This is a genomic window from Bacillus sp. GW821-FHT01G09 (assembly GCF_059422205.1).
In genome coordinates, this window is sequence record NZ_JBWKWL010000006.1 from 155,970 (window position 1) to 179,022 (window position 23,053).

At 49.6% G+C, this 23,053-nt stretch carries 17 protein-coding genes; all 17 read right to left on the reverse strand.

Annotated features, from left to right (window positions below; all coding sequences use genetic code 11):
* Window positions 1–22: 22 nt before the first annotated feature.
* The 17 genes from AC07VD_RS19375 to AC07VD_RS19455 all read right to left on the reverse strand — a co-directional run bounded on the left by AC07VD_RS19375 (window position 23) and on the right by AC07VD_RS19455 (window position 22,967).
* A complete protein-coding gene (locus tag AC07VD_RS19375) occupies window positions 23–1,531 on the reverse strand; it encodes an extracellular solute-binding protein (RefSeq protein ID WP_029317444.1) in 1,509 nt (502 codons plus the stop codon).
* Window positions 1,532–1,652: 121 nt separating this feature from the next.
* Window positions 1,653–4,226 carry an exo-rhamnogalacturonan lyase family protein gene (locus tag AC07VD_RS19380; protein WP_494721944.1) on the reverse strand — a complete coding sequence of 858 codons (2,574 nt, stop codon included), beginning with the start codon at window positions 4,224–4,226 and terminating at the stop codon, window positions 1,653–1,655.
* A 43-nt stretch (window positions 4,227–4,269) separates the two neighbouring features.
* Window positions 4,270–6,261, reverse strand: coding sequence for a beta-galactosidase YesZ (gene yesZ / locus AC07VD_RS19385; RefSeq protein ID WP_494721945.1), 1,992 nt, complete (start codon window positions 6,259–6,261; stop codon window positions 4,270–4,272).
* 7 nt (window positions 6,262–6,268) lie between these two features.
* Entirely contained in the window at window positions 6,269–6,922 is a 654-nt protein-coding gene (locus AC07VD_RS19390; protein ID WP_003233813.1) for a rhamnogalacturonan acetylesterase, read from the reverse strand.
* 157 nt (window positions 6,923–7,079) lie between these two features.
* Window positions 7,080–8,918, reverse strand: coding sequence for a rhamnogalacturonan exolyase (gene rhgX, locus AC07VD_RS19395; RefSeq protein WP_494721946.1), 1,839 nt, complete (start codon window positions 8,916–8,918; stop codon window positions 7,080–7,082).
* Between the two features lie 45 nt (window positions 8,919–8,963).
* Complete coding sequence (gene rhgW, locus AC07VD_RS19400) at window positions 8,964–10,808, reverse strand: rhamnogalacturonan lyase (protein ID WP_494721947.1); 1,845 nt, start codon at window positions 10,806–10,808, stop codon at window positions 8,964–8,966.
* Between the two features lie 138 nt (window positions 10,809–10,946).
* On the reverse strand, window positions 10,947–11,573 hold the full coding sequence (locus tag AC07VD_RS19405) for a YesL family protein (RefSeq protein ID WP_038427511.1): 627 nt from the start codon (window positions 11,571–11,573) through the stop codon (window positions 10,947–10,949).
* Window positions 11,570–12,232, reverse strand: a complete 663-nt coding sequence (locus AC07VD_RS19410; protein WP_160221416.1) for a YesU family protein — start codon at window positions 12,230–12,232, stop codon at window positions 11,570–11,572. Before AC07VD_RS19410 ends, AC07VD_RS19405 begins: the two co-directional genes overlap by 4 nt.
* Complete coding sequence (gene rhgT, locus AC07VD_RS19415; RefSeq protein ID WP_494721948.1) at window positions 12,225–12,923, reverse strand: rhamnogalacturonan acetylesterase; 699 nt, start codon at window positions 12,921–12,923, stop codon at window positions 12,225–12,227. Before rhgT ends, AC07VD_RS19410 begins: the two co-directional genes overlap by 8 nt.
* A gap of 13 nt (window positions 12,924–12,936) precedes the next feature.
* Window positions 12,937–15,222, reverse strand: coding sequence for a transcriptional regulator YesS (gene yesS / locus AC07VD_RS19420; RefSeq protein WP_349612344.1), 2,286 nt, complete (start codon window positions 15,220–15,222; stop codon window positions 12,937–12,939).
* A 22-nt stretch (window positions 15,223–15,244) separates the two neighbouring features.
* Window positions 15,245–16,279, reverse strand: a complete 1,035-nt coding sequence (gene yesR, locus AC07VD_RS19425; protein WP_349612342.1) for a rhamnogalacturonyl hydrolase YesR — start codon at window positions 16,277–16,279, stop codon at window positions 15,245–15,247.
* A 15-nt stretch (window positions 16,280–16,294) separates the two neighbouring features.
* Window positions 16,295–17,185 (reverse strand): carbohydrate ABC transporter permease, encoded by an 891-nt coding sequence (locus AC07VD_RS19430; protein ID WP_014479106.1) that lies wholly within the window; start codon window positions 17,183–17,185, stop codon window positions 16,295–16,297.
* Between the two features lie 3 nt (window positions 17,186–17,188).
* Window positions 17,189–18,118, reverse strand: a complete 930-nt coding sequence (locus tag AC07VD_RS19435) for a carbohydrate ABC transporter permease (RefSeq protein WP_003233835.1) — start codon at window positions 18,116–18,118, stop codon at window positions 17,189–17,191.
* Window positions 18,115–19,398 (reverse strand): ABC transporter substrate-binding protein, encoded by a 1,284-nt coding sequence (locus AC07VD_RS19440; protein ID WP_044052605.1) that lies wholly within the window; start codon window positions 19,396–19,398, stop codon window positions 18,115–18,117. Before AC07VD_RS19440 ends, AC07VD_RS19435 begins: the two co-directional genes overlap by 4 nt.
* A 103-nt stretch (window positions 19,399–19,501) precedes the next feature.
* Window positions 19,502–20,608: a two-component system response regulator YesN gene (gene yesN / locus AC07VD_RS19445; protein WP_494721949.1), complete on the reverse strand. Its 1,107-nt coding sequence runs from the start codon at window positions 20,606–20,608 to the stop codon at window positions 19,502–19,504.
* A complete protein-coding gene (gene yesM, locus AC07VD_RS19450) occupies window positions 20,608–22,341 on the reverse strand; it encodes a two-component system sensor histidine kinase YesM (RefSeq protein ID WP_077671624.1) in 1,734 nt (577 codons plus the stop codon). Before yesM ends, yesN begins: the two co-directional genes overlap by 1 nt.
* Window positions 22,338–22,967, reverse strand: a complete 630-nt coding sequence (locus AC07VD_RS19455) for a YesL family protein (RefSeq protein WP_128737632.1) — start codon at window positions 22,965–22,967, stop codon at window positions 22,338–22,340. The genes yesM and AC07VD_RS19455 overlap by 4 nt, the downstream gene beginning before the upstream one ends.
* Between the last annotated feature and the right edge of the window lie 86 nt (window positions 22,968–23,053).

Below are 23,053 nucleotides of genomic sequence, written 5' to 3' on the forward strand. Positions count from 1 at the left end.
GCCGAAAGGCAGGCGCATCGGTTTATTTTGACGATTGGTACAATTTGTTCAAGTCCTTCATCAGTTCATTGCCGCCGCTTTTTTTCCAAAGCTCCACCGCATCATCGAACCCTTTTTCATCAATTTCTCCAATGATAAATTGTGTTCTCGCGTCGAGGATGATGTTGTCAAGCTGGGCTCCTTTTTGGGTATAGACATCAGATACAAGCGACTCAGCCGGGTTAAAGACGGCTATTTTTTCTCCTTCGGTTATGATGTCCTTGCGATGCTGGAAGAGCTTGGTTTTCTGGTCTTCGATGTAATACTCGCTTTTCGGAATCGACATGCTGAACTGTGCCAAGCCTTCATGCTCATACAGGAGAGATTTATTGTTTTTTTCAAGTGAGGTGAATACGCCGTCCTTGAGCTCGTAATTGCGGCCCTTCACTCCGTTGTTCGTGAGAATCTGCGCTTCCTTATCATTCATCTTATCAAGGAAGGACAGCACCTCTTTCAGCTCTTTTTCGGTTTTGACGCTTGATTTTGGTATCGTGATCATGCCTGAATAACCAGATGTCGGGAAGGTGCGCTTGCCATTCGGTCCCTCAAGCGAGCCGACGATATCAATGATATCCTTGTTCGACTCATCCGCCTCCTCCATCGCGCTTTGGATTTGAGACGCTCTTGAGCCTGTATCAACGATGACACCCGCTTTTCCTTTTACAACCGGATCATTCCACTTCGCAGAATCCATGACAGCAAAGTCCTTATTGATCAATCCCTCATCATAGAGCTTTTTAAAAAACGTGAGCGCATCCATGTATTCCTTCGTTGTAAAATCCGGAATCAGCTTTCCGTTTTCAACACCGTAGCGGTTCGGAGCGCCGAACCAGATTTGCAGAACATCCCATGGGCTTCCGTTGCCGAGTCCCATCCATTTCGGCACGACCATGCCGTACGTATCATCCTTGCCGTTTCCGTCAGGATCTTTTTCCTTAAAGGCTTTCAGCACTTCATAGAAATCATCAAGCGTTTCCGGCATATCCAGACCGACATTTTTCAGCCAGTCGGTTCTGATGATCATACACGCCCTGATCAGATCCCTCGTTCTGTAGATTCCGTACACCTCGCCGTTCACCGAGCTGTTCTTCAAAATCTTTTCATCTGCCTGGCTTAAATTCTTGTAGTCTTTTAAATAAGGAGACAGCTCCCAAAACGCCCCTGCTTTGACAGATTTGATAAAGCCGGCTGACTTATCTTTAATGACAATCGCGTGAGGCATCTCTCCTGAAGCCATGACGATGTTGAATTTGTCGTTGTAGGATGAATCAGGCACCCATGTGACCTTAATCTCTTTGCCTGTGTATTTTTCGAGCGCTTTTAATGAAGGGCTCTTATCACTTGGGCTTTCCGGCGATAAGAGCGGCGCCATAATTTTGATCGTATCTTTCGAATCGCTTGCTGAATTGGATGTTTCCGAATGGCTGCATCCGGCGATCATCATGGCAGCAAGCGGCAAGGCCATCCATTTTTTTCGCATTCTTATTTTCATGATGCGTAAGTCCCCCTTTTTTCAATTTGCATTTCCCCTTTGCCCCTCTCAATATAAAGCGCTTACATAAATTCTTGCAATCTTCATTTTTTGCACCATTTCTCCTATGAAATTCCGGCTGTTATCCTTTTTTGCCCGATGTTTCTTTTTTTGCCGGAAGGGAATCTCCGATCAGTTCCAGTGCCGCTATGACATTTAAACACCATTGAGAGACAGTGTTCGTTGTCACCCATGGAAGCTCCTCTAGCTGCGTCCATGTCTCGATGCGCTCCGGTTTGATCGGAAGCGGCGTATGGCTGAGCTTATCATCGAGCAAAAGATTCCACGCTTTGGCGGCGAGATGAGGATCTTGTTTTTTTCTCGCGGCGTAGGCTGTCATACCGGCGGCGAACATCGGCCAGTGAAAATGCTCGTCATGAAGAGCGCCTCCGCTTTTTTTCCGTTTTTCCTCATCACTTAGTGTGTAAAATTCGCCGAATTCACTCAGCATATCTTCCCATTCCCGGTCATCAAGAAGCTCAGCCAGCTCCATCCACACTTGCGGCGCGCCGAAGGCAATGATCATATGATATCCGCCCGCAATGCCGTCTCCCATGTGATGAAGCATCGAGGTCGCCGGGTCATATTCAAATGTCGGGCCGGATAATAAGCGGAGCGGCAGCCGCTTCAGACAGTTGATTCCCGTTTGGATTTTGTGGAGATATTCCGGATTTTCGGTCCGCTCCCATTCCGCCAGCCAATTCGAGCAAAACGCCGCCCAGTCCGGTCCCGTTCTGGCGTGAGTCGGGTGCTTGCCTTTCTCGTAAAAAGCGCGCATCGGATCGGTTTTGACGAGGGCATAATCGGCATCCTTCACTTCTGTCAAAAGATCTCCCGTCCGCTCATCACCCGTCAGATAATAATAGAATTTATAAAGCCCGGCCATGCTGATTCTCGCTTCCTTGCAGCCGCATCCCCAGTGTACAACGTTATGCCGTGAACCAAGTCCTGCGTATTCACCGAGGTGAAAGCTGTCCGTTTCGCTCGTATGGCGGGTCATGGCTTCTGCCATGCGAAAGATATCCTCTCTGCCTGAGCGGAAAAACGCCTGCCACAGCCATAAGGTCGGAACGAGCTCATTGTTTTGCCATGCGTATCCGCCGAGATCGTACCGCCACATATGCCGGATCGGGTCATACGTATGCATGACATCGCCATAATGCCAAAAACCGTACCATCTGCGTTGCTCTACTTCCTTTTTATAAAACAGAAAGGCCGCATCGAGCTGTTCTTCCAGCTCTTTTTTGAGCGGATGGGATGTGTCAATGATGCTCCAAACCCCGAGTGCTTTTGATTCGTAATAGACGTCCGGCTCGCATACAATGAGCGGCGGCGCCTGCCATTTGTCAGCGAGCGCATTGAGGACTTCGTCAGACGGCATGTGCGAAAAGCACGCCAGGCTGATTTCATTTGTGTTCGCAATGCCTGTCGGATCAGAGCGCATTTCATCAAAGCCTTCATACGCGCTGGCCACGTGGGTGTTTCCTGTATAATGCCGCAAATCCATCGCTTCGCCGTCCGGGGGCCAAAGCCAGACGGTCATTTTGGGGCGGCTGACGGCAAGACCTGTGATTTCCAGTGCTGAAGGGTATTTCTCAAAGAAATACCGCAGGCCGAGAGCCACACCGCCATTTTCTCCGCCCGCATAGCAGAGCCCCTTCGCCCGGCAGCCATGCAGCATGCCGATCCACGCATAATCTTTTCCGGTCCGTTTTGACAGGCTGTAATGATCGCTTGAATCCTGCACGAGCTTGACATCGTCCCAAACCGCATTCTGTGTGCCATGTGCAAACCATTCCTTATGCTCTTCATCTGGAGACAGCATTTCGCCATTGATTTGTTTTTCATAAAGCGGATATCGTTCATTGAATTTACGTGTGCCAAACAGCTGGGCGGGTTCTTTATACATCCCTTTCTCTCCCGCAAAGCGGAAATGGCGGTTGTACGGCTCTCCCTCCAAAAAAAGGTCGAATTCGATGCCGAGCCCCTTAACGAATTCTAGTTTACCGCTCCTGTCAATCAGCTGCGTGTGCACAAGGCCGAGCTCAGACAGCCCGGCATAAAACGTCAATCGGATGACAAACGGCAGCCATTCTTCATTCGTTTTATGGAGCACATGCACTCCCTCGATTTTGACTACTGCTTTGACAGGACCACTCTGCTCAATCGTCGCCCGTTTGATAAAGCTGACAGATGCTTCTTGAAATAGAACCGTTTCCACCGCCGACTCTTTTCTCGTTTCTCTTATGGCAACGAGCCTCCCGCCTGCGGCGATCGGCTTTCCGTTGATCTGCAATGATTGAATGAAATCAGATCCTGTTTTATTAATGGTACAAACGAGTGCTCCTGTATCCACTTGGATATCATGCTCTGTCTCATGAATACTGAGCGATTCAGTTGGCTGCGGGACTTCTCTTTTTTGCACGATAAAGTTTTGGTTTTCCTTACCGCCAAACACCGCCGCGTGCTTTGTCCACTTGATGCTCCCGTCCGGCCAATAGGCCGACGGTTCGCTTTGCACATATCGCGTTTCCGCGTTTTCATTCATAAGCGCCAGACGGTCTCCTTTTTTTAATTCTCCTTTTTTCCATGGCACGCCCCACGTCACGCCGCTTGTCAACTTTGGCTGTCCTGATAACCATTTGATCTTTTTCATCGGTCTCTCCCTCCATAGAAAAAAGCTGATTCGATGCAAAGAATCAGCTGGGATTGTCAAATTGAATCACACGGTATTCATGCGGTCCGACCGCCAGCCTCCCCGCCTTTTCCAAGCGGTGCGTCAACAGATCTGTTCCCGCTTCCGGCAGTGTCACACTTCCTCCTTTTCCATCCATATTCACGATGATCCACACAAGGCCGTTATCGCCTTTGCGCGGGGCAACGATCGTGCCGGGCGTAACATCCGACCGGCTGGAAATAACAGCTTCCTCCGCGTAATGCCTAACGAGCGCTTCCAGCATCGCATCCCCTTCTTTCCCGGATGGAAGCGAGCCCAGCATGATAATTTTCCCCTCGCCGTAATTCCGTTCCGTCAGAAATGCATGGCCCGCCCCCGGTCCTGATTCAACCGTGCCAAGGGTGTTTCCGCTCTCTGTGTCAAACACCGCGCTCCATAGTCCGAGCGGCGCCGTGATGCCAAACGCTTTTCCTGTATTCACGTTCTCATTCATCGGAAAGGTAAAAAGTGTTTTGATCCCTGACGTTTTCTCAAGTTCGCCAAGTCCGCAATCGGTATGAATGGTATGCTCGCATGTGCGCCCTCCTGTCAGCGGCCCCGTGATCCAGATGCCGCCCGCTTCAGCGAATGCCGAAGCTTTTTTGATAAATTCAGAAGACAAATACGGAACAAATGGCGTAAACAGCAAGCGATAGCCGTCCAGTGGAGCGCCTTCCGGAATAAGGTCACGGTGAATCCCCGTGTTGAGAATACGTTCATAAAAATGCGTCACAAGCGAACGATGCCGGAGTCCCCGGTGAGGCTCAGTTTTAATAAATGCTTTTGCTCTGTCAGAGTAAGTCATCGCCGCCTCGGCTTGAACGGGTTCAGTCGATAGAATAACAGGCTCGATTTCCTTTCTTGCCCGCTCAACCGCCAGCACATTTTGATAGCCGATGGTGGGTTCGCCCCAGGCACTGAGAACCGAGCCGTGGGAAATCTCGCTGCCTGAACGCTGCTGTCGCCATAGCCAGTAGCAAAATCCCTGGCTTCCTAAGGCGTAGGACGATACGGCTTCGGCCTGCAAATACCCGTCTGCGTGCGGGTAAGCGGAGCTTTCAAGCGAGGCGGCATACGACGGACTCGTTTCCAAAATCCAAAACGGGCGCCCCTGTTTCAGATTTCTCCATAAATCACAGTTCAATAAAAAGGCAGAGGCGTTTTCCTGCGAAGCGTACGTGTCATAGGAGGCAAAATCCAGATTCTGAAACATTCGCTCATTGTCCACGCTGAACATGACTGATCCGTTATGCGTGATCGGCGCATCTGAATAGCAGCGGATGATTTTGGCCTGTTCATCCGCAAACGAAGCGATCATCTCCATCGAAAACAGCTGATACATGGTGCTTAGGGAAGCGTGATGCAGAAACGGGGCCGGTCCCGGCTGCGGGACTTGCTCAAACGTCTGATAGGTTTCGCTCCACACATCGGTTCCCCAAGCTTCATTCAAGCGCTCAATCACCCCGTAGCGATTTTTGAGCCAGTCATGCCATAAGCGCAAACATGTCTCACACATGCATTCTGCAACATGGCATTTAAACTCATTGTCTAGCTGCCATCCGATCAGCCCCGGGAGCCGGCCAAGCTCCTTGGCGATGGCTGTGGTGATGATGGCGGCTTTTTTTCGGAAATACGGGTTGTTCGTACAGGCATGCTGACGGGAGCCATGCCCCATGATCTCTCTTTTTTCATTGACATGCATGCGTTCGGGCCGGCCGTGTGAGAACCAAATTGGCGGGGTAGGCGTCGGCGTGCACATAATCGTTTCGATCCCGCTTTCATACAGCCGGGCGATGATTTCTTTGAAAAAACCGACGTCAATTTTTCCTTCTTCAGGTTCCATGACAGACCAGGCAAATTCGCCGATCCGCACAACATTTACGCCAACTTCACGCATGATGTCAATGTCCTGCTGAATCGTCTCTTCATCCCATAATTCCGGATAATAGCAAGCGCCATGATACAGTTTTCTCATCCCATTTTCACCTTTCTTTGATGATCGATTCTGTCAATGGCAGGCCGAGCTCCTTTATGCCTTTTGCCACAAGTTTCGCCATTTCATTTGCGCCTTTTTTTGTAAAATGCGTGTAATCGTTAATCCCTTCTGAAATCATAAAATAGGTGTATACTTTTTCCTCCCCCTTCTCAGTAAAGAAAGCAAGGCTTTTCTCCATCAGATCAATGAGCTGGACATTCTCCTCTTCAGCCGTCTGCTTCATGGCAATGCAGTAATCTGGAAAATCGTTCAAAAACACGCCATTTTCGTAATGAAAGCGGGCTACGGGGGTAATGAGAAGCGGATGGGCGCCTTTTTCCCGCGCGCCTGCGATATACTGCTTTAAATATTGTTTATAAGTAGTATAGGGCTCGGTGTAGCGCTCCGGCTTATTTTTCGACGCGTCATTATGGCCCATCTGCACGAACAGCCAATCATCCGGCTCAATCACATCAAGGATTGCCTGAAGCCTGCCCTCCTCCACAAATGTTTTCGAGCTTCTTCCCCCGATCGCTCTGTTGATCACTTGAATATGCTCCGGCAGATGCGAGCCGAGAAACTGCCCCCATCCCCCTTGATTTGTGCTGTCTCCATACGTTTGAACAGTCGAATCGCCGGCAAGATAAATATGATTTGCCATTTTTCATTCCCCCTCGTTTTTTATACAGCTTCCATCACGGATAGCTCTTCCCTTGAAAAAGACCGGTGCGTACAGCGCTTGAGCATTGGTTCGTCCTGCCCGTTCGTTAATCATCTTGTCGTAGAGTTCAGCCTTTGCGTCTTATCCCTTAGTCCTCCTACAGCGGTGCCTCCGCTTTACTTCCCGCTATGTACAGGGCGGGCTTCGGCGGTTTTTTCATTCCCGTTCCGAGGTAAAAGCTCGTGTGCGGCGGCTGGTTGTAGGCGGTATTCTGCCAGGCGATGCCGAGCCTGTAAACCGGATCATGCATCAGCGTGTAAAAGCGGTGGCGGGTGAGATGTGTCGTTGTATAGATACGGAGCGCGCTGCTGTCTTCCGTTCTCCATATCACTTCTTCCCGCCAGTCTCCGAACAGGTTGGCCTGAAGAACCGGGTTTCCTTTCGTGCCGTTGTTGGACAGCACGCCGGCCGGCTGAAATATCGTCTTCAGACAGCCGTTTTCAGCATCCCATTTTTCAATCTTTGGCCTGCCGATCGTTCCGTCCCAGTCATGATCAAGCAGTTCTCTGACCAAATCACCGTCCCACCAGATGGCGAAATTGGCTGAAGCGGGCGCTTTGTCGCTGATTTTTTCGCCTTTGCTCGTGAAAAGCCCATACGACATGCCATCATTGCCCGGCGGATCAATTCCCCAGACGAGCGACCCTTTGTAGCTTGGATCAATATGAGCTGCCATGCCCCGGCCAACGTCAGTTCCAGCATGGACGCCCCATAATATCTCACCGGTTCCGGCATCTCGCAGTGACAGTCCGTACGGCTTCGTGGCGTCCTCATGCACCTGGAACACTTCAAGCCCTTTTCGTGACGGGTCCAGATCCCCTACATGCATCGCGTCTCCGTGCCCGAGCCCCGTTGAGTACAGGCCGGTTCCGTCATGATCGACAGCCATTGCGCCGTATATGATTTCATCTTTTCCGTCTCCGTCGACATCCGCCACGCTTAAGCTGTGGTTCCCCTGTCCTGCGTACGCTTCATGTCCCGGATGGTTGGAGTCAAATACCCAGCGTTTTTTGAGCCTTCCGTTTCTGAAATCGTATGCCACGAGCACGGCTCTCGTATAGTAGCCGCGTGCCATTACAAGGCTCGGCCGCTCCCCATCCAAATAAGCGATTCCAGCGAGAAAACGGTCCATCCGGTTTCCATATCCGTCTCCCCAATCCTCCAGCTTGCCGCGGGGCGGTTCATATTCCACGGTCGTGAGTGCCTCACCGGTTTCTCCTTTAAACACAGTCAAATATTCCGGGCCGGACAAAATTCTGCCCTGTTCGTTTCTAAAATCGGCCTGCTCATCACCGATGATATGTCCTTTCCCGTCTGTTGTGCCGTCAGCTGTTTTCATGGCGATTTCTGCTTTTCCGTCACCATCAAGGTCATACACCATAAATTGCGTGTAATGAGCGCCCGCCCTGATGTTTCTGCCGAGGTTGATGCGCCACAAAAAGGTGCCGTCCAGTTTATAGGCATCTATGAGCACCTCCCCGGTATAACCGTCATGAGCGTTGTCTTTTGAATTGGACGGGTCCCACTTCAGGATCATTTCATATTCTCCATCCCCGTCTATATCCCCGACACTGGCATCATTGGCGCTGTAAGTGTACGGCTTTCCGTCCGGCGTCACACCGCCTTCCGGTTTGGCAAGCGGAACCTCCAGGACATTTTCCTGCCAAACACGAGCTTCCTTGGAAAGCTTTTCTTCCCGTCCTTTATTGACAGCCGCCACTTGATAAACAGAGTCAGCCGTTCCATTTTGATCGAGAAAATTAGTGCTTTCAGCGATTGGATCGCGGGTGATCCGCTTTCCATCCCGATAAAGGTGAAAAGCCGTCGTCTCATGATCCGTGCCGAGAAAACGCCAGCTGACAAACACGCCCTGTTCTGTCTGTACCGCAATCAAACCTCTGGTCAGGTATTCCATTTGCCTCTTTTTTGGTTTCATTTGATGGGAACGGGCTGCACGCAGCCCGTTCCTTCCCCCTTTCAGTTAAGGCGTATACATATTTGGTTTTGGCTGTTCCGCCATGCCGTCTCCTAAAAAGAAGCTTGTGTGCGGCGGCTGGTTATAGGCGATATTTTGCCAGGCGATGCCAAGCCGGTACACCGGATCGTGCATCAGCGTATACAGCCTGTGCTCAGTCGGAATGGTCGTCGTGTAAATGCGCAGAGCACTGCTGTCCTCCGTTCTCCACACGACTTCCTCGCGCCAGTCACCGAGCAGATCAGCCTGAAGCGTTGGTGTTGCTTTTGTGCCGTTGTTAGCCGCTGCGCCTGATGCAGTCAGCACATTTTTCGATACGCCGTTTTGATAATCCCACTTATCAATTCGGTTGCTGTCCAGCTGTTCCCGGAGCAGATCGCCGTCCCACCAGATGCCGAAGTTGGTCGAGGACGGAACCCCGCTTCCGATTTTGACCCCTTTCGCTGAGTAGAGAGAACCGTTTGCCCACACTTCCTGTCCCGGATAACGCGGGTCAATATCAGCAGCCATTCCCCGGCCTACATCCTTGCCGGCATAAACGCCCCAAAGGATTTTTCCGGTTGCAGCATCCCGGAAAGATAAGCCGTATTTTGCATTTTTGTCCTCATGAACTTGAAACACCTCAAGCCCCGGCCGGCCCGGATCAAGATCTCCTGTATGGAGGGCATCCCCATGGCCTAAGCCGGTCGAGTACATGCCTTTCCCGTCATGATCAACAGCCATTGAGCCGAAAATAATCTCATCTTTTCCATCCCCGTCAACGTCCGCGATGCTCAGGTTGTGATTCCCCTGTCCGGCAAACGCTTCATTTCCTGACTTTGAGGAGTCCAGCGTCCAAAGCTTTGACAGCTTTCCATCCCTGAAGTTATAGGCAACTAGCATGGTTTTAGCGTAATACCCTCTGGTCATGATCAGGCTCGGCCGCTGTCCATCAAGGTAGGCAATGCCGGCGAGAAAACGGTCAACACGGTTGCCGTAGCTGTCTCCCCAATCCGACACATTGCCGCGCGCCGGTTCAAAATTTGCGGTGACAAGCTCTTTCCCGGTTGAACCTTGAAACACAGTGAGATATTCAGGGCCTGAAAGCACACGCCCCTGTTCATTTCTGTAATCAGCATTGGCATTTCCAATTACTTTTCCCGTGCCGTCTTTTGTCCCGTCTGCCGTTTTCATTGCCACTTCCGCTTTTCCGTCACCATCAAGGTCATACACCATAAACTGGGTGTAGTGCGCGCCCGCTCTGATGTTTTTGCCGAGATTGATCCGCCATAACTTTGTGCCATCCAGTTTATACGCGTCAATCAGCACGTCACCCGTATAGCCATCCTGTGAATTGTCTTTTGAGTTAGACGGGTCCCATTTCAGGATCAGCTCGTATTGCCCGTCACCATCCACATCGCCAACACTTGCGTCATTAGCGCTGTACGTGTAAGCTTCACCCTTTGGCGTCGTGCCGCCAGCCGGTTTATCCAGCGGGACGGAATGATACGGCTGCGCCCATACGGAGGCTTTTTCAGAAACCGGCTGTTCGGTACCGTTTACAACAGCCCGAACCGTATACGTTGAGCCCGCCGAACCGTTTTTATCCACATAGTTCGTTGTTTTGACAGGCGCAGCATTCAGTTTTTGCCCGTCTCTGTACACATTGAACAAAACAGATGCGTTTTCGGTTCCAAGAAACCGCCAGCTGACAAAAATGCCCCCGTCCGTCTTGACCGCTACAAGCCCCCGGTTCAGCGCTTCCATCTGCCGCGCTGCCCCTTCAGCTTTCACAGGACATACAGAGGCTCCCATCACCAACAAGACCAGCAACGTAATAGCGGTAAACATGCGTTTCCTTCGTGTAATCATCAGACAGCTCCTTCTCATTTATCTGTAAGCGCTTACTTAAATTGGATTTTATGCGCTGTGTGAGCTGTCTTCAATTTCACTTTTTTGCATCTGCCTATTTCGGACACTGCACTTTTTTGCGTATTTGTCATTTTTTTGTTACCCGGCTTGATGGTGCTGGGCCTCCGTCTTTTGAAATCCCCTAAGAGCAAAAAACATCAACACAAGCCCAAATAAACACGGGCCGTAAAATGGGATCAGGCCAGGAAGCGTATACAGCAAATAAAGGACAAATCCGCACCCGATCAGCATACAGCCGGTCGTCAGCGGTCTCATGGCGCCAAACAGCAGTGCCTGCGGAATATATTTGCGAAGCGGGAGCTGGTAATGCACATAAAGGGGAAACACATACATCAGCGCGATGATATACAAAAGCCCTGCAAGCAGCGTGCAGCTTGTTACGGCAAAGGACAGCCAATCCGTACTGGCAGAAAAATAATGATAGTTGGCAGACAATATGAGCAAAAGAGCCGAAAACGCCAATCCGATCGCATTAACCTTGAGAAAATCTTTTTTATAGGTATCGAGAAATAACGAAAATATCGGGACATCCTTTTGCCCCATCAGCCATTTCCTTATAACGGCACACATCGCAGCTGTGCTCGGCGCCCATCCGAAAAGAACGCCGCCCAAAAGTGTAAACAACAGCCACAGCCCGTTGAGCCATGCTATTTTCACCACCGCTTCGCAGCCTGCATAAAGCGCATCCGTTACAGTCGTCTTCATCTTCTCACCGCTTGATGCACGGCAAAATCCCTGTAAACGGCTTTCATGGGGGCCATCTGCCGGAACCCGATTTTTCCTTTTGTTAACACAGGCCCATAAGTGCTGCCGTCGTCCATCCACTCAAGAATGGGCAGACCATTGATTGAAAAGTGCACATAGCCTTTGTCTTTGATCAGCTTCATACGATACGGAGAATCAGCGTCGTCTGGAGAAGGCAGCGGATCGGCCCCCATTGCGGCGAGGTGGAAACCGCGGCTTTTTCTTAAATTGCAGGTGCGGAATGCTCTTTCCTCCGGGTATTTTCTGCGGAAATACGACAGGTGGAGGGCATTGATATCTCCTGAATGATACTCAGGGTATGTTCCTGTTCTTTTCCTGAGACTTGTGTCAAACAAATCCTCGCCGCGAATACCCGCAGCGGCAAAAAACAGCATACACAGTCCAGGCTGCTCGATCGGAGAGAAGTCCCATGTCACAATGATGCCGTCTGGAAAGGTTTCCGGACACCAAAAGACAAAGTGCGCTTCGTCCTGGACATGTGACAGGTGCAAGCTGTGATCGTCAAATGAGATCTGTCCGCCTCCCTCCATCCGCCAGTCCTTCACATCGCTTTTAGACCGGAGCGGATTACGGTACAGGCACGCGCCTTCCTTATACATGTTCTTTCCCCTCCCGGCTCACAAGATGGTCCTTAAGCGGAAGTCCGAGCTCTTCAATGCCTTCTGCCACAAGCTTCGCAACCTCCATTGCACCTTCTTCCGAAAAATGCGTATTGTCCTCAATGCCGTCCGGGTAATTCGGATGTTCATTCGGCTGAAACCAAACGAACAATCGCTTCGACTCCTCCGGCCCGTATGCTTCATACAGCACCTTTGTTTTCGCAAGCAGATCAATCACAGGTACATCGAGCTCCTTCGCCAGTGCTTTCATCGCATCGGGATACTCACCGAGCGTATGCTCGATCCGTCCGTCTTCATCAAAGCGGCGGCGCTGCACCGATGTGACGAACACAGGATGCGCGCCCTTTTCGCGTGCCGTATCTGCAAACAAGGTAAGAAACTGCTGAAATGTGGAGTACGGCTTCGTCCCCCGCGGTTTTTGGTCATTGTGGCCGAATTGAATCAACAAATAATCGCCTTGTGTGATGTGCTTGGCAATTGCTTGAAGCCTTCCTTCCTCCACAAAAGAATTGGTGCTCGCTCCTCCTTTGGCATGATTGCGGACCAGCACATCTTCAGAAAACAATTGCCCGAATACCTGCCCCCACCCCGCCATCGGCGCTTCATGAGGCGGGCAGTCACTCACAGTGGAATCCCCCGCTAAAAATACTTGAATCGGTTTCTTCATCACATGTTCTCTCCTTTCACGGCGTTTCCTGATACATTTGCCTGAAGACACCCGGCGGCATGCCGACCTGTTTTTTAAAAATCCGATTGAAATAATTGTGGCGATAGCCGACTTCTTCAGACACATCATGAATTTTTTTATTCGTATTGACCAGCAGTTCTTTCGCCTTTTCGATTCTGATCTGGGTCACATAATCGATAAAATTAATGCCGGTCACTTGCTTAAATGCCTTGCTTAACGTATAGGAATTCATGCCAAGCGCATCGGCACAGCTTTCCAATGAAATGTCCGCCATATACTGTTCGTGAATCATCGCAATCACACGTTCTGCCAGCTGCTTTTGCTGTCTGTTTTTTCTGCCCTCAAGCTTGGAAAGGTAAGGCGTCACCACTACATCCATCAGCCAGGCCGCCGCTTCGTTAGGTTCGCGCAATTCTGAAATATCAAGAAACGGATTCCGGTGCTGAAACAGTTCGCTGGGATTGAGCCCGGAATGCAAAATATCCTCCTGAATGCGGGAAAACAGCTGAATCAGGGCGGAATGCACATGCCTGTCTATGGCCGCTTTTTCCGACAGTTCCTTCATACATCCATCTATCAGTTCCTTGGCTTCCTGTTTTCTTTCCAGCCGGATGGCCTGAACAATTTGTTTTTCCAGCTCAAAAGGGTAATAAGGAGCGAACTGCTCATCCCGAGGGAAGTCGGCCTGCAAATCAATGACCTGATCCCGGTTAGCAAACTTCCTGCGGGATTTGCCGCTTTTCACATTCTGAAATAAAGAAGGAATTTCCGTGACACGCTCCGTCTTGCTGCTCAATGTCGAGGTCAGGCATAGTCCGGTTACATCTCCAAATTGGCGTGCCAGCTCCGTTATATACGCCTTCAGATCAGAGCTGTTTGTTTTCATCACAAGAACGGTGACAGAAAGCCGGCCGATATCAAGTATGGAGAGCTGAAAAACGCGTTTAGCCGCCAATTCCTCAGCGATATTAGTCAGTGTAAACACGGCAAGCTGTTCATCACCTTCACGGAAGATGCTTTTTTCACAACGGAGCCCTGTCACCTGTAGATCAAGCACATGAAACGCGTTTCCGCCGATGTTCCAGCCAGCCTCCTCCATCCGCAATCTGAGGCTTTCCTCGTTGTCATAGTAAAAATCGCCCTGTAAGAGATGCTGCAAAAAACTCTTTTTCATATGGGGCGTCTGCCGCAGGAGCTGCTGTTGGAGCTTCCGGCTTTCAAGGGATAGATCCTGCCATCTCTTTTCAATCCATTTGAATTCATCCTGCCCGGACGCCTGCCATGTTTTCTTCTCTCCTCCGGTAAACAAGCCAAGCAAATGCTGGATGGGACGATAGATTTTTTTTGATGCATACCATGTCATGCACACCGCCAAACCGATGCAAATGACCAGCATCACGATGATCACTTTTGATAAAAACACCATCGGCGCTGTAATAGCTGAAAGAGGCGCCGCTGACACAAAGGTCCATTGCTGATGCATCCGGTTCATTTCTCCAAAGGAGACAGAATACACCTTGCCTTCCCATTCCATCTGAAAATGGCCGTTCTCAGCAGGCTGTTTTTTTATCTCATGAAGTAAAGTCTTTTCAAAATCTTTTTCCCCCTCATGAAACAGCACCTCTCGATTTTGATCTAAAAGCAGCGCACTGCCATCAGGATAGGGGGACAAGCTTTGCAGGATTGATTCCATTTCTTTCGGATCAACCGCCAGCATGATCGTGCCGAACGGTTTCTCCGCCGCGCCCGGAATGAGCTGGATCAGCATCACTTGATTTCCCGACCGTTTCCAATAAATGCTGTGGTCTGAGGCAAGCAGCGAGCGATACTTGCGAAGGCCCTCTTGTTCTGTCAAAGCGCTGTATTCAGGGCTCAGCACAAGTGGCCGGGGGCTGTTCAGAAAGATGGAAGCCTGCTCGATCAGCGGCTGCTGGTCCCGCAAAAGAAACAACTTTTTCGTTAATTGATAGGAGAACGTAAAGTCTTTCTCCAAATCCCTCTCGGCCAATCCATTCATCAGTGAAGAATCGTAGGCCATCTGGGTGAGTGCCAGTTCAAGCACTCCCAGCTTCTCATCCATTCGGCTGACCTCACGCGCCACCTGTGTTTCATGCGATCTCTGCAGCTCTTTCTCCACCTTGTCGATCGAAAGAAAGTAGATTGCGCTGCCAGTCAGCAATCCGGGAATACAGGCAATCAGCAAAATGAAGACAAAGTTTCTTTTGAAATACCTTCCCTTCCAGCGAGAAACCCGTTCCTTCTGTTGAGGCTGTTTTTTCATCCCTTTCCCCCCGCCACTGTCTTTACTGATACACGCGTTTTTTCGTTTTCAAAACATCAGCAAGAAACGTCAGCGCAAGTCCCTGCCCCCATCCTTGTATTCGTTTGTAAGGCACCTGTTTGTATCCTTCGGCATTTTTCATGACGGCTGTCCCGGCCGATACCTTGCTGACTCGTCCGTCCTCTTCCACCGCATCCAAAATGGTGGCAAGCGATTTCTGCACATATTTTGTATACAGCTTTCCGCTCGACATCAGTGCAGAAGCAATACCGGCTGATGCCGAAACCTCCAGATAAGAATCCGGATCATCCAAAATCGTATGCCACAGCCCTGATTCATCCTGAAGCCGGACAAGCGCGCTCAGCTGGTCTCTGAGCGATCCGTCGATGATCATAAAGGAAGGATGTGTCACCTCAATAAGCGGGAGCGCCTTTGCCATCGTGAGTGCCGCCCAGCCGTTCGCCCTGCCCCAATAAATCCCCGACAGATGATTTTGCGCTTTGTTGTCCCAGGCGTGGTAGTACAAATTCGTGACAGGGTCCTGAAGCACATCCTCATGTCCGTGAAACTGGCGCAGGCCGTCTTCAAAATAATCCTCACGCTCCATGATCCGCCCGATTCTCAGCATAAACAGCCCAGCCATCATCAGCGTATCCGCCCATGCCTGCTCAGGAAACACGTATTCTGCTGCATTCACCGTATGCTGAAGGATACCCTCGCCAAAGCGCGGCGCCTTATGCAGCACATATTCCGCCATCTCGGCCGCTGTTTCCAAATACACGTCATCACCTGTCACCTTGTGGAGGAACAAAAGCGTATGCCCAATGGAAACTCCGTTGATCGAAAGCGGCGGCAGCCCATCCTCCAGCTGTTCATCCACCCACGTTTTTAACAGATTGATATATTCCTCGTTTTCCGTCGCTTCATAGGCCTCCGCCACACCGTAAAACGCGACGCCGCCAGGCCAATCCCACGCAAAATCCATCTGAAATGTCCGTTTCACGATCCGGTCAATGACGGACGTCACCTTTTCTTCATCAAAGATAAGCTGTGCCATCTGCAACACTCCTTTTTATTTTAATCCGGTCGTACTGATGCCCTGAACGATATATTTCTGAAACAAAAAGAATACAAGAATCACAGGCAATAACGAGACGGCCGACATGGCAAACATCGCGCCCCAGTTCGAAGCCGACTCTGTATCGAGAAAAAGCTTCAGCGCAAGTGAAACAGGATAAAGCTCCGGCTTATTCAAATACAAAAGCGGTTGAATCAGCTCCTCCCACTTCCAATAGAAGGAGAAAATCGCAGACGTCGCAAGCGCGGGGGCAATCAGCGGGAGAATGATTCGCCAAAAGCAGGCAAAGCGCCCGCATCCGTCGATTCGCGCGGCTTCATCCAGCTCCTCGGGAATCGTCCGGATAAACTGGATCATCAGAAATATAAAAAACGCATGCCCGAAAAATTGCGGAACGACAATTGGTTTAAAGGAATTCAGCCAGTCTAATTTCGCAAACATAATATACTGCGGAATCATCAACACTTCATGAGGCAGCATTAACGTCCCCATCATGCACGCAAACCAAAATTTTTTTCCCTTAAACGGAATACGCGCAAATCCGTACGCAATGACAGCCGATGACAGGACGGCACCGATTGTTGACAGCCCGACAATAATCGCCGAGTTTTTAATAAACGTCAAAAACGGCTGTCCCGCAATGCCCTTCCACCCTTCAGCATAGTTACTGAGAATAAAAGGGTCGGGAATGAGAGAATGTGAGGTTGTAAAAATACTGGCGCTTTCTTTAAACGAGCTGACAAACAGCCAAATGACCGGGTACAGCAGTAACACCGCCAGCGTTGCCGTAAAAACATGGAACAGTATGCGTTTGGGACTGACGCGCCCGGCTTTTTTTCTTTCAAAAACCGGGGCTTTTCTGACAGGCTCGTTGACCGGCTCCATCCGTCATTCCTCCTTTGACTCGTAATGAACCCAATATGACGATGTTTTAAACAATATGAGCGTAATCAGCCCGACAATGACAAGCATGACCCACGCCATCGCCGATGCGTAGCCCATTTGAAAATAGTTAAACGCCCGCTGGAACAAATAGAGCGAATAGAGAAGTGTCCCGTCAAGCGGCCCGCCCTCGCCCTTCGAAATGATATAGGCAGGTGTAAATGTCATAAAAGCAGAAATCGTCTGCATCACTAGGTTAAAGAAAATAATCGGTGTAAGGATCGGAAGCGTGATCTTGAAGAAACGCTGCACCCGATTTGCCCCATCCACACTTGCCGCTTCCAAATACGAAGACGGAATGTTTTTCAGCCCGGCCAGAAAAATCAGCATTGACGACCCGAACTGCCAGACGGACAGCAGAATCAATGTCCACAGCGCACTTGTCGGATTCTGGTACCAAAGAATTTTTTGATCAATCCCGACAAAAAACAGCAGCGCATTGATGACCCCGTCATTGCCAAAAATATTGCGCCACATAATCGCCACGGCGACGCTCCCGCCGATGATCGAAGGCAGATAAAAGAGCGTTCTGTAAATGGCCGTTCCTTTTGCTGCATTGTTTAAAATGACAGCGATAAAAAGCGCGAAGCCGAGGCGGAGCGGAACCCCGGCAAGCACATACGTAAACGTCACCTTCAGAGACTGCCAATACTTTTCGTCACCCGTAAACATTTCCTTAAAGTTGTCGAGCCCGATCCATTTCGGCGCCGTAAACAAGTCATAGCTCGTGAAGGACAGAAACAGGGACGCCCCCATCGGAATCACCGTAAAGCATAGGAACCCGATGATAAACGGAGAAATAAAAGCATATCCCGCCAGATTGTCTTTTCTTATACTCCGGCTTTTTTTCATTGCGTCAGCCCCATTTCCCGTCAATTATTCCTCTCTAATATCTCATTGGCCTTTTTCCGGAACGTTTTGGCGGCTTTTTCCGGCGATACCTTCTGATACAGAATCTGATCTGACGTATCCTTCAGCAGCTTGATGACCTCCGCGCTTCCCACAGGCTCTGGCGGATCGGCTTTGCTGATGTTTTTTGACGCGGTTTCTACATACTCCACGATGTTGGTTTCTTCCTCATTCAGCTTCGGTTTAATCGCATCCGCCACCTTGTCGGAGACTGGAACGCCTCGCTCACCTTTAATCAGCTGGTTCGCTTCCTCATTATTCACGAAGAAATTAATAAATTTCGCTGCCTCTTTTTTATGCTCAGAGCTTTTCGGAATGGAAAACAGCATACTCGGCTTCAATGTCAGCGCCTTTTCCTTCATTTGCTCCGGCGGCAGATAGAGAGACAGCGGCGAGTCTGTCAGCCGGGCAAAGCCCAAATATTGATTGGAGTAGTTCCATGTAATCGCTGACTTGCCTTTGACGATAAAATCGTCTTCCATCCCTTTAATCTGTGCGCTTTCATCAGGTGTTGGGGACGTTTTCGCTTTCACCAGCCTCAGCTGCCGTTCAAAGTAATCGACAAACAGCTGATCATCTTGATACGCGAGGCCAGTGCCGTCTTCTTTATAAAAGCGCTCACCCTTTGTGCGCAAATAATAAGGGAAGAAAATATCAGGCGGATGCATTCCGTTGGAACCGTAGACACCGGCTTTTTCCTGAAGATCATACGCCAGCTTCTCGTAATCCTCCCACGTCCAGTTTTCCTGATTGATAGACACACCGGCTTTTTTCAGCAAATCTTCATTGGCAATCACAGACAACACGTTGACACCTAGCGTAAATCCATAAAGCTTATTGTCGATTTTTCCGCCCGACAGCATATTCTCGTCGATTGAACTGACGTCAATCGTTCCATCCTTTGTATACGGCGTTAAATCCTCCAGCTGGTTCTTCTTTCCGTATTGGGCTAAGTAAGCGGTATCCATTTGAATGACATCCGGAAGCTGGCCGGCGGCAGACATGGGCGCAAGCTTTTTCCAGTAGTCATCCCAGTTCGCAAATTCCGCTTCAATATGGACGTGCGGATTCTTTTTCTCGTAAAGTTCAATTACCTTTGTTGTATAATCATGCCTTGGCTGCCCGCCCCACCACGCGATTCTGAGTGTAACGTCTTCTTTTTTTCCCGAGGCCTCTTCACCCGCTGAACATCCGCTGAAAAAAAAGACGCAGACAAGGGATAACAGCACGTAACAAATCTTCTTCAAACCAATCCCCCCTTTAATGTAAGTGCTTACATTTTATTTTAAAGCGTTCGGATAGGGCGAAACACTCAAAAAACAGTGGCGAAAGTCAAAAAAACAGAGATGGCTATCCTGCGGAAGCGCCTCCCTGTTTTCTTCTGAATTCTGACGGTGTCAGACCGGTATATTTTTTAAAAACAAGACTGAAATACTTCGGATTATCGCCAAACCCGATTTCTTCAGCAATTTCTGATACACTCGCGTCCCGCCTCATTTTCATCTGTTTCATCGCATGTTCAAGACGCACTCGTGTAACATATTGGGAAAATTTCTCGCCTGTTTCCTGCTTAAATAACTTCCCGAGATAATCAGGATTCATAAACAACATATCCTTCGCCGCCCATTTTAAGGACAGATTCGGATTTCCGAGCTCGTCGGCAATAAGCCTGATCATTTTCGAAATCACTGCGCTCCCATGCAGGTCACCAGACGCTTCAGCTGTGTCACGAAACAGCTGCCCCGCGTGCCGGAGTTCTCCCGCCTGACTGATGGCCATCTTGCGGGTTGCAAAAACCTCCGCCACCTTTTCAGCGGCGTTCTCCTCTACGGCGAGTACGGTCCATTCTCCGCTGCTGCAAACCGCTGTCAGTGCCGATCCGAGTGCCTCTCTGGCTACAGCATCAATAGATTGTTCCCCTTTTAAGATCAAGAGGCGGATCTTTTTTCCGGCAAGTGAAGGCGGCGGAGAAAGCTGGGCCACACCGGCGATCAAGCCTTCCAAGTATTGATCGGCTGCAAAGGAACGGATATGGTCGAGCTCGTGTTTTAGATGGGCTGTTTTCTTTTTGTGCACATCTTGCCGCTTCAGCTCAGCAATGATTTCCTCCAGCGAGCTGATAATCTGCTGTTCATTGCAGGGTTTCAGCAAATAATGCTTCACCCCATATTTCATGGCTTCCTTTGCGTACTCAAACTCTCCAAACCCGGACAGGACGATAAATTGCACCGACGGGCTGACGGCTGACACCTTTTTGATCAGCTCAAGCCCGTCCATGCCGGGCATTTTGACGTCTGTGATGACGATATGCGGCTGCTTATGTACAATCTTTTCATATGCTTCATGTCCGTTCTGCGCTTTTCCGATCAATGAGGCGCCAAGCGACTCCCACTCAATGATTCCCGCCATTCCATCAAGGATAATCCTCTCATCATCAGCCAGCAGTATTTTATACATCACACCACCTCATTTCGGCACGGTATTGTGATCACAATCCTCGTCCCCTTTTCATGCTCACTATGAATCCGCAATCCGTATGGCTCTCCGAATGTCAGGCTGATGCGCTCGCGAATATTCCAAAGTCCGATTCCTCTTCCACCCGTTGATTCAAGAATCCGTCCATCCATGCCAGGGCCGTTATCTTCGACCGTAATACAGACACAGCCCTTCGCCTTTTTCGCCTGAATCCGGATGGCGCATGGCCTTGTAAAGGGTTCAAGCGCGTATTGAATCGCATTTTCCGCAAGCGGCTGGAGCGTCAGTTTCGGAATGAGGCAATGCTTCACCTCATCGTCAATATCCAACGTGAAATTCAGGCGCTCTTCAAATCGAAATCGCTGAATGGTCATATAGTGACGTACAATGTCCGCCTCCTCCTGAATGGTCACGATATCCTTCTTCATATGTATGCTGTTTCGCAGAAGAAAACCGAGCGATTCCACCATTTTTGAGATTTGCTTTTGCTGATTCGCCTTGGCCAGCCAATTGATGGACTCGAGCGTGTTATATAAAAAATGCGGATTGATCTGGGCTTGCAGTGCTTTCAATTCGGTTTCTTTAATGATGAGCTGTTTTTCCACATTTTCTTCCATCAGCTCATTAATCCGTTTCATCATGACAGTAAAATGGCGGTTCAGCATGCCGGCCTCATCCTGTGTATGTTCCGGCAGAGAAAGCGACACACCTGCTTCAATGCCGCTGTGCTGCACCGATTTCATCGCGGTCACAAGCTGTTCAATCGGCTCCGTGATGCTGTTGGCGATTTTCCTTCCGAAAAGCAAAACCACACAGAAAAAGAGAAGAAAGCATGTGCCGATCACTGTTTTCATAAAGGAAATTTTTGCGAACATCTGATCAAAGGGGATAACGTTATAGTAGCTCCAATTTTGGTAGGATGATTGAAGATAAGAAATAAAGTAACGTTTGCCATTCTTTTTTATCAAGTCATAACCGGGGTGCTTCAGCGTCTCTTTTGCTGCCTCAGGAACATGCGCTGATGCATGTGCCGTATACACCAAATTCCCGCCTTGGTCAGCAATCATAATGTCTCCGACTGAATCGCCCCAATCCTTCGGCACATCACGAATCATCTGTTTTACATTGACCTGGATCAGCACCATGCCCAAGCCGTTCAGACTCAGCTGGTGATAGGACCTGATCTGCCGTGCTGAAATCAGGACGGGATCTGACCCGCCGAGCGTCATCCAAAGATTTCTTCCACTTTTCGCTTTCGCTCGCTTAAATACCTCTTCCTGCTCCTGCTGCAAAAGATCTGAAGAACTGCTTCCGGCTGAATACTCTGAGCCGCGGGCATCAATCACATGAATGGAATCGATGTACTTTTCATCGCTGGCATATCCCGCAAGCTGATCCCACAGCTCCTGCTTCATTTGATATTGATCATACGTATCATCCCGATTTTGCATGCTCAGGATGCGCTGAATCTGTTCGTCTGTAATGATTTCATATGACACATCCTCTATCTTCTTCAGCTCGTCTTCGATCCTTTCAGAAGACATCCGAAGCACCTCCGAGGACTTGCGGTAAATCTGCTCATCATACACATGAAAGGCATACTGGACCCCGCTGTATACAAACAGAAAGGATACGGCCATAATCAACGATAGAAACACAAACAGCTTATCCTTAATCTTCATCCGCCTGTACCAGCCAGCAACTCTTTTCTTCATGCCGCCTTTTCTTTCTCCTGCCGCTGATCCATTGACCGAAACGCTTTAAAGGACAGCTTCGTTAAGATCAGGCTGAGGAAACTCCCGCTGAAAAACAATAGAAACGTGACATGAAACAGAACTAGACAAAGCACACCGACAGCGCCCGCCGCCATCAAAAGCGTTACCGCCGGACGGCTGAAAGCAATGAAAAAGCTGATGCTCAGCACCTCTCTGATTTTTACGTCAAAATGAGAAAATACCGGGAACACATACAGCACAACAAACGCGAAAATCAAACTAATGCTCAGGAATACATTGACGAGCACAGGCTGGTCCATCTGAGCCGCTATCCGCATATCCGCAAACAGAAACAGGGCAGCCGTCACAACGATAAGCCCGAGGATCTGTGATGCCCGCCATTCCTTTTTAAACGTCCGAAAAAAGACAGAAAACACCGGGGCATCTGTATTCCCCTTCGCCCATTCTCTCGCCACTGTAAACATCGCGGCAGTAGCGGGCATCAGCCCAAACACAACCAGGCCTGCAAGAGAAAACAAAATCCAAAGCACATTCAAATAGGCCAGTCTCATCACCCACGTACAAAAACGATTCAGCCCATTTGTCACACTGTGTATCATCAACATCACCTTCCCGCTTCGGAAAACGCTTTCATTTTAAAGTAATATGTATTTCTCCTTTCGAAAGAAAATTCCTGCCGGTCTGTGAAAAT

Coding starts and splice junctions, on each gene's coding strand:
- yesN (WP_494721949.1), bottom strand. CDS start 20,608: ATGTATAAAATACTGCTGGCTGATGATGAGAGGATTATCCTTGATGGA.
- rhgW (WP_494721947.1), bottom strand. CDS start 10,808: ATGATTACACGAAGGAAACGCATGTTTACCGCTATTACGTTGCTGGTC.
- AC07VD_RS19390 (WP_003233813.1), bottom strand. CDS start 6,922: ATGGCAAATCATATTTATCTTGCCGGCGATTCGACTGTTCAAACGTAT.
- AC07VD_RS19430 (WP_014479106.1), bottom strand. CDS start 17,185: ATGGAGCCGGTCAACGAGCCTGTCAGAAAAGCCCCGGTTTTTGAAAGA.
- AC07VD_RS19405 (WP_038427511.1), bottom strand. CDS start 11,573: ATGAAGACGACTGTAACGGATGCGCTTTATGCAGGCTGCGAAGCGGTG.
- yesZ (WP_494721945.1), bottom strand. CDS start 6,261: ATGAGAAAACTGTATCATGGCGCTTGCTATTATCCGGAATTATGGGAT.
- AC07VD_RS19455 (WP_128737632.1), bottom strand. CDS start 22,967: ATGTTGATGATACACAGTGTGACAAATGGGCTGAATCGTTTTTGTACG.
- AC07VD_RS19410 (WP_160221416.1), bottom strand. CDS start 12,232: ATGTATAAGGAAGGCGCGTGCCTGTACCGTAATCCGCTCCGGTCTAAA.
- yesR (WP_349612342.1), bottom strand. CDS start 16,279: ATGGCACAGCTTATCTTTGATGAAGAAAAGGTGACGTCCGTCATTGAC.
- yesS (WP_349612344.1), bottom strand. CDS start 15,222: ATGAAAAAACAGCCTCAACAGAAGGAACGGGTTTCTCGCTGGAAGGGA.
- rhgX (WP_494721946.1), bottom strand. CDS start 8,918: ATGAAACCAAAAAAGAGGCAAATGGAATACCTGACCAGAGGTTTGATT.
- yesM (WP_077671624.1), bottom strand. CDS start 22,341: ATGAAGAAAAGAGTTGCTGGCTGGTACAGGCGGATGAAGATTAAGGAT.
- AC07VD_RS19375 (WP_029317444.1), bottom strand. CDS start 1,531: ATGAAAATAAGAATGCGAAAAAAATGGATGGCCTTGCCGCTTGCTGCC.
- AC07VD_RS19380 (WP_494721944.1), bottom strand. CDS start 4,226: ATGAAAAAGATCAAATGGTTATCAGGACAGCCAAAGTTGACAAGCGGC.